Raw genomic sequence first — 12951 nt, 5'->3', positions numbered from 1 at the left:
GCCATAGAAGCATTTATATCGGATTTTATTTGGTTGTTCCTTATCTTTTTTATAATTTTGCATCTGTTAGCGATTGTATCCATTGTAAGTCATATTTTATGATCACTTTAAACTTACATATTTTTGGACAATACTGCGTTAAATTAATATTTAATCGTCTGTAAATCAATAACTTATATTAAGAAATGCTTATGAAAACTTAACTATAGAAAGTTGGTCAAGTCGCTGATTTTCAGTAACTTTGCAAATCACGACAAACGCAAAATTATATGAATACAGGACTTGACCAATATATGGATATCTTTAAAGATGCAGTTGAAGATTCGGCTGCAAAGTTAACAAAAAGTTTCGAGAAAATACTCATCGAGGTGATAATTTTGTTCATGGTAATACCAAGAAAGATAAATTTCACCCAAATGGGGAGGTATGGCTCGCATGTTGAGCAAACCTATCGCAACGCATTCGGCTTAAAAAAGTCGAAAAGCATTGACTGGCTCAAACTTAATGTCTCACTTGCCAAGCGCTTCTTTGGTAAACAGGGAAGATGGGCTATTGCCATTGATCCCAGCTACATCAGCAAAGCTGGCAAGAAGACTCCACATATCGGTCGTTTTTGGTCGGGATGTGCACAGTCTGTTAAACATGGTCTCGAAATCATGGGTATTGGCCTCATTGATATTGATGCCAAAGACTGCATGATGTTAAAAGCACACCAGTCGCTAAGTAATAAAGAACTGAGTCTTAGAAACAAGACTATGGTAGATTTCTATATCAGCGTCATTAAGCGTTACCGCAAGGAACTTCTTAAACTCTCAACCCTCATAGTTGCAGATGCTTACTTCTCTACAAGTACATTTGTTAATGGGATAAAGAAAGAAGGGTTCTCTTTGATAAGCCGCTTTCGTGACAATGCTTGTCTCTTTTATGTCTATGCTGGTCCACGTACTGGAAAACGTGGTCGCCCCAAGACCAAGGATGGCAAGATTGATATGAAGAATCTTGACCTCACTCGAATGGAGAAGATGGAGATGAAAGATATAGAAGGAACAGCTTATACTTTGATAGCCTATTCCAAGGCACTCAGGTGTAAAGTTAGACTTGTCATCTGGCAGATGCCGAATGGCAAGAAGAAACTATTCTTCTCTACAGACACCTCACTTTCGGGTGAAGAAGTACTTCTTTATTATAGAACCAGGTTCCAGATCGAATTTTGCTTTCGTGACGCCAAAGGCTATACTGGTCTTATGGACTGCCAGGCTCGCGATAAGTGGAAACTCGATTTTGCTTTCAATGCTTCGTTCACATCACTAAATGTTGCCAAGGTAACTATGAAGGAGATGGGAATGGAATATTCTATGTCTTCATTCAAGTCACTGATGACCAATATTTATCTGGTGAAACGAATTTTTAAAGCAAGCGGGTACACCCCGAACCGAACTTTAATTAGCAAGATTTTCAAAGATCTCTCGTGCTTACAGCGTATAGCTGCTTAGCACATTATTGAATTATTAACGAACTATTGTTTGGAGACAATCGCTAATTTTTTATATTAAACTTTCTCAAAAATATTGCTCCTTCATATAAAAATTGGGGCTTTGTACTAAAATTTGAGAAGAACCCTTTTTTGTATGTAAGCGCAGCAAAAGACGCAGCCTTTTATCGCTTTTATCAAAGTTACGAAGGTAACAGCCGGTCCAAAACTAGTAATCAACTATCTCCGAAAGAAACAGCCGGTCCCCCGAAAGAAACAGCCGCCCCCGATAGGAACTGCCGGTCCCCGAAGGGGGCCAACTTTCAATAACCGCTGGTGGAATGACCGAAGGTCATGGAACCTGCGGACAACCAATAGTTAGGGAGAAAGCGTCCCCAAAGGGGGCGAACAACACCCAGCTTAGCTCCTGTTCGCCCCCTTTGGGGACGATTGGAGAGAGTATCCGCTATCCGCAGGTTCCATTCCCTTCGGTCATTCCACCAGCGGTTATTCACATTCGCCCCCTTTGGGGACGGAAGAATGCGACTTGCGAAACTTGAATTACATGATGAAACAAAGTTTTTTTGATGCAAAATGAAATTGAACCAAAATGAACCAATCCACTTTCGTTTTTTTTCGTAACTTTGCCGACGAAAAGGTGATATTAGGCGAAAAGCCTATGAACTGGCGAATGATAATACAAACAACTTAATAAAATGAACGGCTTATGACAAAAGAACAAGAAGATTTTGTGAAAGAGCTAAAAGCTAACGCCGTCTTCCAGCTGTCTCTGTCTTCCAAAGAACTATTCCATAGCAACTTTCTGGCATGGTTGGCTGAGGATGATGCAACAAGAGGAGTTTTCAATGAACTCCTTCATTCCTGCTTTGGCGTGGACTGGGATTTCAATCCCAACACGATGATGGTAAAGCGAGAATACAAGAACTTCGATTTGTGTATTTGCCAAAAGACAAAGAATACAAATAAGGAAAAGGTTGAAAATAACCTAGAAGAAGAGGACGTTCCTGGCGATGTTCTGTTTGTGCTTGAAAACAAATTCAAGAGCATTCCTTACCAGGAGCAATTGGCTGAATATCAGAAAAAAGTTCAAAAGCTTAACAAAGAAACTAATGTCAAGACCAACTACGTCCTTCTCTGTCTGACAGAAAGTTACGCCAGCGACTGCAACTGGAAGCTTGTATATTACTCTCAATATATAGAGTATCTTGATAGGGCCAACAAGTGCCAACAGATTACTCCTTTCTATCAGGAATTGATAACACAGTATTGCAACTTTGTTCGCAGTTTTGCTGACTACATCAAAAAAATCCTGAAGAAAGAAATCTGCTATCAGAATGCGATTCTACCGACAGCAAGCTGGAGTTCACTTCTTAACCATCAGGAGTTTTATGCCATCCGCTGCTATGACATTTGGCAAAAGCTGGTGATGCAGCATTGCGCTAGCATATTACTCCGAATGATAAAGGAAGAGCTGGGAGAAGAAAAAGAGGTTGTCATGGCGCATTCAGACAAAGACATCCTGCAGATGGAGGGAACCGAGAGCCAAAGCAAGAACAAAAACAAGTTCTTTATAATGGTCAACTTCTTCCATGGCGAAGCATTACTGGAGCTCAAGTATCTTATTCCAGAAAAAGGTATCTTGACTTTTCAGCAACAAGGCAATCATCCTTTGAGAATAGGAATTGTGGCTACAAATACCAATCATGGTATAAACCAGACAACCAAAAAGAAAGATATTGCTGCCTGGAAGAATAGAGTAAGAAAGCACCTCGAACTTTGCGGACTGGATAACTATCCGGCATTCCAAAAAGAATTAGAAAAAGAAGAAAATTCTTTCAACTCTTATGGCTCATTCTATTATTTCAACATAGAATCAGATGTCATGTCTATCCTGGAGACACTGGAGTATATGAAGAATAAAATGAATAAGATTGTAGCTCATCTTAAGAACGGAAGTTTGGATGCAGCATCAATCTAACTGCAAAACCATGGTTCCTTGTATCATCTAAACTGGGGGTTTGGAGAGCATACATCCAGAACCACAGGAAAATTTTCCCTTAAGGCTAAATATATTTACCCTTAAGGCTAATTATTTTTTGCCTTAAGGGTAAATAAAATCCAGTAGCCATAACTATGCTGATAGTGCTAGTTATGGCTATTATTTTACCCACGCCATTGCCTTTTAAGTTTTTTTTGCACTCAAAAATGAAATTGAACCAAATTGAACCAATCCACTCTCAGAAGATTTTTGTAATTTTGCCGCCGACAACAATAAAAAACAAATGATAAATGATAATATAATTATGAGAAAGATTATGATTATGATGGTGGCAGCCCTGGCACTAGCCTTGAACTGCACCACAGCACAAGCGAGTATCTGAGAAAGCTGAAGATGTGCTTCCAGAGCAACCAGTTTATCAATATCCGCTTTGCCGACAACGACGTGGTGAAGATGGGTGCCGGCGGCGAGACCTACGGCATCCAGATTAAACAGGATTACTATTCATCCAACTATGGCGATCATGGCTACCTGTTCCTGATGGTGGATTTCAACGACCCGGAGAATCCATCCATCAAGGTAAGAACCTGGCAGCCAGACCGCAACCCGAACATCAATTCGAACCTGCCCCGTTCGAACAGAGATTGGGGTATTATCGGACCAGGTAACTTCTAAGAATTATACTATCAGGCTCTCTATCCCAAAAAAAATAATGGGATGGAGAGCTTTTTTTTAAACCTCAAATCCGCAACCTATAGGGTTTAGTGGGATTTTGCTTGCAAAGCGACAAAATTCATTTTATTGTACATATTTCTTGCACAACAGAAATGTCGCAGACACAAAATCCCCTTACCCCATAAAGCGACTTGAGGTAATACGCTGGTTTAACCAGAAAAGCATGGTCTTTAACCAAAGTCTGTCTTGAACAGGTTGGCATAAGCATTGTTGTCTGAGTAAATATTCAATACATGCCTACGTGATGTCTTAATCCATTTCGCAGGAACAGAGATGAACTTGAAAACAAAGGTCTTGATTCTGCTGGTGGCACGCAATCCAAATTCATGGGTTTTCAATCTCTGCATAATAGCTTTGTAGAAGTTTCTGATGAGAGCTGTCATAAGCAGGAATACAGTATTCTGTGCCATGAACGATTTTGGCAATCGATTCCAGCCAAAGCCATTGTTCATGTCATCGAAGATGCGTTCCTTGCCACCACGAAGATTGTAGAATTCCACGATGTCTCTTGCACTCGACTTGTAATCGTTAGTCAGTATACATCTGTAGGTATATTCGCCTTCCCAAATGTCAAGGTCTCCATCTATTCGCCTTTGTCTCTGTATGACAAGACGATACGGTTTTCCTTTCCATTTCTCAACAAGGATGGAATTCAGCTCAAATTCAATACCGTTGATTTCAACAGTTTTCCATCCAGTCAAGGCAAACATGGAATCGTAGAAGGAAGAGCATCTGTTGGCACGAATATAAAAATGCCTGCAATGAGCCTCTACCATATCTACGATTTCCTCCGAGCATGAGCCGCAATCCATGCGGGCACGGGATATATATACTTCTGATGCCTCCAGTCGCTTGAAGATTCTTTCCAAAGTCTCTCTTTGGTTGAAGCGCACGTTTGTGTTGCCGTCTCTATTTTCAATACCGACAATCATGTCGTTAATGACTGCCACACCTGGACTATAGCCCAGGAACTTCTTGTAGGTTGGTTTTGCATCATGCTTCTCTGTTTCAATGAACTGATGGTCAAAGTCAAAATCATACTCTTGACCGGATTTCAATTGACCAGTAGCAAGCAGGGCTTTGATCAATAAGCAGTTCATCTTGTCTGCAGTATTGAAATCATAGGAGTTGCCAGAAGCAGATTTATAGGTGATGTTCTTACAAGTCAGTTCTTCGATAGCACGCAATATGGTGTCTGCGCTGCAAGTGCGAAGAGTTGGATGAAGAGACAAATGTTTCATCAAGTGAGTTGTAACATCCTCAATACATGAGCCGCCACAAAGATATACGCACATCAGAGAGCGTAGAATTTCGCTATATTGATAACCAAACATAGTGCATCTCAATCCCAAGGTGGAATCTATGGTTTGAGCTAAAAGAGCATCAAATTGCTCCATAATAGAAAAAATTCCTCCAAAAGGAGTGAGTTTCTCAGATTTTATTTGTATCTTTGCCATGTCATATTAGAGTTTTGCTTGTCTTCTTTTCGCAACACTAAGGTAAGTGAAAATTCTGACATGGCAAAATCCTGGGCAACTTTTTGTTGCTCAGGCACTTATAAATAATGTTAAACTATAGTGTTGCGGAATTAAGGTTAAAGAAAACTTTGACTATAAAGAAAAAAATAGTATCTTTGCAACAGATATCTATCTTTATAATAGTGTACAACATAAAAAAGAGCTTATGAAAAGAATATATCCTACACTCAGCATGATACTGTTGCTTGGCTTACAAGCAACACCAACCTTTGCGCAGAATGATGACTTCGTGAAGCAGTTCCAGCAGGCAAGACAAGGCATGATGGACGACTACAACAAGTTCCGCAACACCATACTTACCGACTACGATAAGTACATGCAAGGCGTGTGGAAAGAGTATAAGAAATTTAAGGGAGATATACGATCGCAGGTTCCTAAGCCAAAGACTCCACCTACCTATACGGAGCCTAAGCAGCCGGAAAAGCCGGTGACCGTGAAGCCTAAGATGCCGGTGAGTCCGATTGCACCTAAGGTGCGCCCTACCATCGACCCTGTGAACAAACCGAAGCTGCCTGAGGTGAAGCCGGATATTCCAGATATCGACTACACCGGTTCGGGCATCGATATCCCTGAAGGTGGATTGGGCGACATCAACAAGAAGCCAGACCTTACCAAGGTGCCGGCACTGCCTACCGACCCACTGGCAAAGGTGCCTACCAGCAAGAAGAATCCGAAGGCACCTACCATCCGTCCAGGCGTTGACCCTGTAAACAAGCCGAAGCTGCCGGAGGTGAAGCCGGATATTCCAGACATCGAGTTCACCGGTTCGGGCATCGAAATCCCGCTGATGCCAGCCGTATCTGCCATCCCTGTGATGCCTGCACTGCCGAATATCGGACATGTGAAGGTGCCAGTGAGCAAGCAGACCATCGACGTGGATTACTACGGAGAGAACATCCAGTTCCAGAAGGCCATATTGCTGGCAAAGAAGGACATCGCCTCTACCAACGACGTGGTGGCTTACTGGAAGACGCTGAAGAAATCAGACCTCAAGGAGGTGACCCAGGCTTTCGCCACCGAATCGCGCAAGATGGGACTCAGCGACTGGGCTTCTGCCATGCTCGTAGAGAAATACATCAACGCCGTGATGCCGAACGCCAGCCAGAACGAAAAGATTGTGGCGGCACAGTATGTTCTGGTGAACTGCGGCTACAACATCCGATTGGGTATGAACGACCACCAGGTGGCGATGCTCGTGCCTTACGCCGAGCACGTGTTTGAGAAATCATACATCAACATCGACGGCAAGAAGTACTATATCTATCCGAACATCGACGACAGCGGCGCTTTCCGCACCTGCGACCTGCCTAAGGATGCAGAACTGGGTAAGGACATGGAGCTGAGATTCACCGGCAAGACCGTGATAGGAAGCGGCACCAAGCCATTCAGCTACGAGGCGGCGGGCATCACCCTGAAGGGCGAAGTGCCTACAGGCATCATGCCGATGCTCGATGAATATCCGGTGATAGATATTCCTACAGTGGCTTCCAGCGTGGTAGACAAGAAGTTCCGCAACGAAGTGGTGGAGCAGATCCGCACCCAGGTGGCAGGTTTGGACGAGCAGGATGCTGCCAACCGAATTCTGAGATTCATACAGAAGGGTTTCCCATACGCCACAGATGATGAGCAGTTTAAGCGCGAGAAGTACTTCTACTTTGAGGAGACGCTCTATTATCCGCTGTGCGACTGCGAAGACCGTGCCATCTTCTACGCCTATCTGGTGCATGAGATTCTGGGTCTTGATGTGCATCTCATCCAGTTCCCTGGTCATGAATGTACTGCCGTGGCTTTCAACCAGCCAGTGGCAAACGGCACATCTTACGAATACAAGGGCAAGACCTACTATATCTGCGACCCAACTTATATCGGCGCAAGAATAGGTAGATGCATGCCAAGTTACGCCAAGGAGTCGCCACAGATTGAAGTGTGGTACTAAAAAGAAATGATATAAAAGCCAAAAGGCGCTCACCTGGGTGGGCGCCTTTTGGCTTTTATATTTCCGTCTTATCTTATTCATTCAAGTTTCGCAAGTAACTTCCGGTCCCCGAAGGGGGCCAACTTTCAATAACCGCTGGTGGAATGACCGAAGGTCATGGAACCTGCGGACAACCAATAGTAGGGAGAAAGCGTCCCCAAAGGGGGCGAACCGCATCCAGTCTTGCCCCTGTTCGCCCCCTTCGGGGACGATAGAGAGTGTATATCTTCTATCCGCAGGTTCCATTCCCTTCGGTCATTCCACCCGCGGTTATTCACATTCGCCCCCTTCGGGGACGGAAGGATGCTACTTGCGAAACTTCAGTTATTCATATTCCTCAATATGCCTGAACTTACCCCAAGGAGAATTCCGATAGGCATCAAGGCTGCCCTTAGGAACCAGCAGCTTTACCTTTTCAAAGCAAGGAACCTCGAATACATCCGTGATTTTGATTTTCCAGATGGCATTGCCGATGACCGGCGGCTGGGCACTGCGGAAACAGATGCTCTGAATATGAGGACTGCCGGTAATCATGCCACGCATCACATGAAGCCGGGTATCGGGGAATACCAGCCACTTCAGAACGGCATGCCGGGCAAAGGCATTTTTCTCTATCTCATCCACCTTATAGGTCATGCCCTGATAAGTCACCGTCTTGGGAACCTCGATGCAGGAATCCTTCTGGTTGATGGCCTTCACCGAAACAACACCGCCTCCCCAGGAAGTACACAGGAAATTGCCTGCCTTGAACTGGGTTACCACATCATAGATGGTATCGGGCTGATTCACCTTATTATATATAGCACCTCCGGCGATGCCCACCAGCAGCACCCCCAGAACTATCCAAAGTGCCAGCAGGGAGCGGTGGAGAAACAGGATGTGATGACGCAGGGCAGCTACATTAGGATAGCGAGCTTCGAGGGGACAGAGACAACGCCCGATGGAAAGTCTGTAGGACAAGCCGAGCTGCAGCTTATCCAGGATGATACCCAGACTGTAGATGTCGTTGCGCACATCGGTGGGACCACCCTGCTGCTGTTCGGGCGAGATATATCCCTCGGTGCCCGCAGGCGACTTCAATATCGCATAGTAATCGGCATCCGACAATCCGAAATCAATCACCTTCACCACGCTTCCGCTGCGCGTAACCATGATGTTCGAGAGTTTCAGGTCGCGATGCACCACCTGCTGGCTATGCACATACTCCATCACTTCGAGCAGCTGATGAGCCACCTGCCTGCGCTGCGACCGGGCATGCGGCGTGCTGAGCCATTCATCCAGGGTAACGCCATCAATCCATTCCTGCACCAGGCATTCTCCGTAGCCATCCACCTCTTCGATGCCCTCCACGTAAACCACGCCCGGATGCTGAATCTTGGAAAGGATATCATACTCCTTATGCAACAGACTTCGGAACACTTCGTTATGGCGTACATCGGGTGCCAGCGCCTTCAATACCCACCATTTGCCATCACGCTTGGCACGAATGAGGATATTAAAGCCACCAACCGAAATTTCCTCCATTTCCGAGAAACCGAAGGAAGTCTGACCAGAAGGAGGGAAATAGAATCCCGAAACTTGTTCCATACTGCAAAGATACTACATTTTTATACAAATACGACAAAGAAATTAAATATTTTCGTCATATTTCGGAAAAACATGCATGATAACTCATTTTTTTGTTGTAATTTTGCAGCGAAATTGCAATTTTACATAATTAATTAATGAAGATTCTAGTAACGGGTGCGTCGGGATTCATCGGCAGTTACATCGTGGAAGAAGCCTTAAGACAAGGCATGGAGACCTGGGCGGCAATACGCCCCAGCAGTTCCAGGAAATACCTGCAAGACGATCGCATCCATTTCATCAATCTCAATCTTTCTTCAGAGGAAGAGTTGGAGAAGGAACTCGCCCCGCACGAGTTCGACTATATAGTGCATGCAGCCGGCGCCACCAAGTGCCTGCATGCAGAGGATTTCTATAAGGTGAACACCGAGGGCACCAAGCACCTGGTGAATGCCATCCTGCACCTGGGAATGCCCATCAAGCGATTTGTATTCGTCAGTTCGCTCAGCATCTTCGGAGCTATCCGTGAGGATCAGCCTTATCAGGAAATCAGTGAGAACGATGTGCCTAAGCCTAATACGGCATACGGCAAGAGCAAGCTTGCCGCAGAACGCTATCTGGACAGCATCGGCAACAACTTCCCTTATATCATCCTGCGTCCTACCGGCGTATACGGCCCCCGAGAGAAAGACTATTTCCTCATGGCTCAGAGCATCAGGCAGCACGTGGATTTCGCCGTAGGATTCAAGCGTCAGGACATCACCTTCGTCTATGTTCAGGATGTGGTGCAGGCTGTGTTCCTGGCTCTGGATCACGGTATGAACGGCAGGAAATACTTCCTCAGCGATGGCGAGGTATACCAGTCGGAAGCCTTCAGCGACTTGATTCAGAAGGAATTGGGCAATCCATGGATGCTGCGCATCAAGGCGCCTATCTGGGTATTGCGCATCGTAACCTTCGTGGGCGAATACCTGGGAAGAATGACCGGAAAGATGTCGGCACTGAACAACGACAAGTATAACATCCTGAAGCAGCGCAACTGGCGATGTGACATCGAGCCAGCCATGGACGAGCTGGGCTATCATCCCCACTACCCTCTGTCAAGAGGTGTAAAGCTTGCCATCAAGTGGTACAAGGATAACGGATGGCTGTAAAAACTATAAACATTGATTAATGATAAAAGATTATTTTAAGATAGACAAGAACCCAAAGAAGGGACTCCTGCCACTGGAATGGGCGATGCTGGGCTATATGGCCATCACCGTGATTACCATGCTCTTCGCCTTTACCAAGGTGGTGAACCCGGAATCGATGCTTTGGGGACGATTGAGAATTCTAGTCATCACCCTCGCCCTCTGGGGCGTATACCGCATGATTCCATGCAGGATAACGAAGATGGTGCGCATCATGGCACAAATCGCCCTGCTTGCCTGGTGGTATCCAGACACTTACGAGATCAACCGCATGTTCCCCAACCTGGACCATATCTTCGCAGGCTGGGAACAGGACCTCTTTGGATGCCAGCCCGCCCTGCTCTTTGCCAAGGCGTTGCCGTGGGCGGTGGTGAGCGAGCTGATGTCGATGGGCTACTTCATGTATTATCCGATGATAGCAGCAGTGGTGCTCTACTATTTCTTCTGCAGATACTACGAGGCAGAAAGAGCTAGCTTTGTGCTGCTCGCCAGCTTCTTCCTCTACTATCTCATCTACATCTACGTGCCGGTGGTGGGACCTACGTTCTACTTTGATGCCGTGGGTGTGCAGGATATAGCCAAGGGAATCTTCCCGGCATTGGGCGATTACTTCAACACCCATACCAACTGTCTGCCTACCCCAGGATATACCGACGGAATCTTCTACCAGCTGGTGGAGGATGCCAAGGAAGCCGGAGAGCGACCTACCGCCGCTTTTCCGAGTTCGCACGTGGGCGTAAGCACCATCTGCATGCTCCTTGCCTGGCACAGCAGAAACCGCAAGCTGCTCTTCATCATGCTGCCATTCTACACCTTCCTGTGCATGGCCACCGTGTATATCCAGGCACATTATCTCATCGATGCCATCGCCGGATGGATCTCTGCCGTGGTATTCTACTTCCTGCTGATGGCAGCATCGAAGAACATGAAATGATGACGGCATCGGGGATGCTAAAAAAGAAATCATAGTTATACATTAATATATAAATTAGAATTCATCTAGAACAATGAAGAAACTGTTTATTGAGACTTATGGCTGCCAGATGAACGTGGCAGACAGCGAGGTAGTTGCCTCTGTGATGCAGATGGCAGGCTACGAAATTTGCGAGAAGGAAGAAGAGGCTGATGCCATCTTCCTGAACACCTGCAGCATTCGTGAGAATGCGGAGAACAAGATTTACCATCGCCTCGACACCCTGCATGCTGAGCAGAAGAAGGGAAGAAAGGTGATTCTCGGCGTATTGGGCTGCATGGCTGAGCGCGTGAAGGATGACCTCATCCAAAACCACTATGCCAACCTGGTCTGTGGACCAGACAGCTATCTCAACCTGCCGGATTTGATTGCGCAGTGCGAGATGGGTACCAACGCCATCAACATAGAACTTTCAAAGACCGAGACCTACCGAGACATCGTGCCTCAGCGCATCGGTGGCAACAGGGTGAGCGGTTTCGTAAGCATCATGCGTGGTTGCAACAACTTCTGCCACTACTGCATCGTGCCTTATACCCGTGGACGTGAGCGCAGCCGCGATGCCGAGAGCATCTTGCGTGAGGTGCGCGATTTGCAGCAGCGTGGTTTCAAGGAAGTTACCCTGCTGGGACAGAACGTAAACAGCTATGGTCTCTCGCCATCGGGCAAACGCGAGGAAGGCAGTCTTTCTTTCGCCGAGCTCCTGCACATGGTAGCCCAGGCTGTGCCGGATATGCGTGTACGCTTTACCACCTCTAACCCAGAGGATATGACCGAGGACATCCTGCAGGCCATCGCCGAGGAGCCAAACCTCTGCAAGCACATCCACTTCCCAGCCCAGAGCGGAAGTAACAAGATACTGAAGCTGATGAACCGCAAATACACCCGTGAGGAGTATCTGCAGCACATCGCTGACATCAAGCGCATCATCCCAGGCTGCGGCATCACCACCGACATCTTCGTGGGTTACCACGACGAGACAGAGGAAGACCATCAGGAAACCCTCTCGCTGGTGAAGGAAGTAGGCTTCGACAGCGCCTTCATGTTCAAGTATTCAGAGCGCCCTGGCACCTACGCAGCCAAGCACCTGCCAGACAACGTTTCTGAGGAAACCAAGATAGCCCGCCTCAACGAGCTCATCAAGCTGCAGACCGAGGTGAGCGCCGAACAGAACAAGAAGGACGAGGGCAAGGAATTCACCATCCTCATTGAGAACTTCAGCAAGCGTAGCCGTGAGCAGATGATGGGCCGTACCGAGCAGAACAAGGCGGTGGTTATCGACAAGGGCAACCACCACATCGGAGAGTTCGTAAAGGTCCGCATCACCGGTTCTACCTCTGCTACCCTCTTCGGAGAGGAAGTTAAAGAATAACAATTGCTCTTTAAAAGAAGGGAAAAAGAGCAAAAAAGACTCTTCTATAAGAAAAAACTGAATAAAAGTCAAGAAAGACCGCCAAAAATTTGGCGGTCTTCCTTAAAAACA

General features: G+C 46.3%; 10 protein-coding genes. 7 read left to right on the top strand and 3 right to left on the bottom strand.

The window, feature by feature from the left end:
* Nucleotides 1-269 precede the first annotated feature (269 nt).
* The gene (locus KUA49_RS01575; protein ID WP_153093847.1) at nt 270-1493 is read left to right on the top strand and encodes a transposase; all 1224 of its coding nucleotides are present in this window, start codon (nt 270-272) and stop codon (nt 1491-1493) included.
* 301 nt (nt 1494-1794) lie between these two features.
* Here KUA49_RS01575 and KUA49_RS01570 read toward each other — a convergent pair whose 3' ends face one another.
* Nucleotides 1795-1986 carry a hypothetical protein gene (locus KUA49_RS01570; protein ID WP_218413616.1) on the bottom strand — a complete coding sequence of 64 codons (192 nt, stop codon included), beginning with the start codon at nt 1984-1986 and terminating at the stop codon, nt 1795-1797.
* Nucleotides 1987-2198: 212 nt separating this feature from the next.
* On the opposite strand from KUA49_RS01570, the gene KUA49_RS01565 reads away from it, so the two are divergent.
* Both KUA49_RS01565 and KUA49_RS01560 read left to right on the top strand, forming a co-directional pair.
* The gene (locus KUA49_RS01565) at nt 2199-3470 is read left to right on the top strand and encodes a PD-(D/E)XK nuclease family protein (protein ID WP_218413615.1); all 1272 of its coding nucleotides are present in this window, start codon (nt 2199-2201) and stop codon (nt 3468-3470) included.
* 414 nt (nt 3471-3884) lie between these two features.
* Nucleotides 3885-4166, top strand: a complete 282-nt coding sequence (locus KUA49_RS01560) for a hypothetical protein (RefSeq protein ID WP_218413614.1) — start codon at nt 3885-3887, stop codon at nt 4164-4166.
* Between the two features lie 230 nt (nt 4167-4396).
* Here the strand turns inward: KUA49_RS01560 and KUA49_RS01555 are convergent, their stop codons facing one another.
* Nucleotides 4397-5683, bottom strand: a complete 1287-nt coding sequence (locus KUA49_RS01555; RefSeq protein ID WP_055235773.1) for an IS1380-like element IS942 family transposase — start codon at nt 5681-5683, stop codon at nt 4397-4399.
* 226 nt (nt 5684-5909) lie between these two features.
* On the opposite strand from KUA49_RS01555, the gene KUA49_RS01550 reads away from it, so the two are divergent.
* Nucleotides 5910-7700 carry a hypothetical protein gene (locus tag KUA49_RS01550; RefSeq protein WP_218413185.1) on the top strand — a complete coding sequence of 597 codons (1791 nt, stop codon included), beginning with the start codon at nt 5910-5912 and terminating at the stop codon, nt 7698-7700.
* A gap of 363 nt (nt 7701-8063) precedes the next feature.
* Here the strand turns inward: KUA49_RS01550 and KUA49_RS01545 are convergent, their stop codons facing one another.
* Nucleotides 8064-9326, bottom strand: coding sequence for a serine/threonine protein kinase (locus KUA49_RS01545; RefSeq protein WP_218413184.1), 1263 nt, complete (start codon nt 9324-9326; stop codon nt 8064-8066).
* Between the two features lie 137 nt (nt 9327-9463).
* Between KUA49_RS01545 and KUA49_RS01540 the strand changes: the two genes are divergently transcribed.
* From KUA49_RS01540 to miaB, 3 genes are all read left to right on the top strand, one after another.
* Complete coding sequence (locus KUA49_RS01540) at nt 9464-10459, top strand: NAD-dependent epimerase/dehydratase family protein (RefSeq protein WP_218413183.1); 996 nt, start codon at nt 9464-9466, stop codon at nt 10457-10459.
* A gap of 19 nt (nt 10460-10478) precedes the next feature.
* A complete protein-coding gene (locus KUA49_RS01535) occupies nt 10479-11432 on the top strand; it encodes a phosphatase PAP2 family protein (RefSeq protein WP_218413182.1) in 954 nt (317 codons plus the stop codon).
* A gap of 73 nt (nt 11433-11505) precedes the next feature.
* Nucleotides 11506-12840: a tRNA (N6-isopentenyl adenosine(37)-C2)-methylthiotransferase MiaB gene (gene miaB, locus KUA49_RS01530; protein ID WP_153098230.1), complete on the top strand. Its 1335-nt coding sequence runs from the start codon at nt 11506-11508 to the stop codon at nt 12838-12840.
* The last annotated feature ends 111 nt before the right edge of the window (nt 12841-12951 follow it).

Source organism: Segatella copri, from assembly GCF_019249655.2.
In the GTDB taxonomy this organism is placed as follows: Bacteria; Bacteroidota; Bacteroidia; order Bacteroidales; family Bacteroidaceae; genus Prevotella.
Note: the sequence above shows the minus strand (reverse complement) of the source record. Positions and strands in the feature narration are given on the sequence as shown.

What these genes read in the sequence shown, in the direction of transcription:
- KUA49_RS01575 (WP_153093847.1), top strand. Translation starts at nt 270, where the DNA reads ATGAATACAGGACTTGACCAATATATGGATATCTTTAAAGATGCAGTT.
- KUA49_RS01565 (WP_218413615.1), top strand. Translation starts at nt 2,199, where the DNA reads ATGACAAAAGAACAAGAAGATTTTGTGAAAGAGCTAAAAGCTAACGCC.
- KUA49_RS01560 (WP_218413614.1), top strand. Translation starts at nt 3,885, where the DNA reads ATGTGCTTCCAGAGCAACCAGTTTATCAATATCCGCTTTGCCGACAAC.
- KUA49_RS01555 (WP_055235773.1), bottom strand. Translation starts at nt 5,683, where the DNA reads ATGGCAAAGATACAAATAAAATCTGAGAAACTCACTCCTTTTGGAGGA.
- KUA49_RS01550 (WP_218413185.1), top strand. Translation starts at nt 5,910, where the DNA reads ATGAAAAGAATATATCCTACACTCAGCATGATACTGTTGCTTGGCTTA.
- KUA49_RS01545 (WP_218413184.1), bottom strand. Translation starts at nt 9,326, where the DNA reads ATGGAACAAGTTTCGGGATTCTATTTCCCTCCTTCTGGTCAGACTTCC.
- KUA49_RS01540 (WP_218413183.1), top strand. Translation starts at nt 9,464, where the DNA reads ATGAAGATTCTAGTAACGGGTGCGTCGGGATTCATCGGCAGTTACATC.
- KUA49_RS01535 (WP_218413182.1), top strand. Translation starts at nt 10,479, where the DNA reads ATGATAAAAGATTATTTTAAGATAGACAAGAACCCAAAGAAGGGACTC.
- miaB (WP_153098230.1), top strand. Translation starts at nt 11,506, where the DNA reads ATGAAGAAACTGTTTATTGAGACTTATGGCTGCCAGATGAACGTGGCA.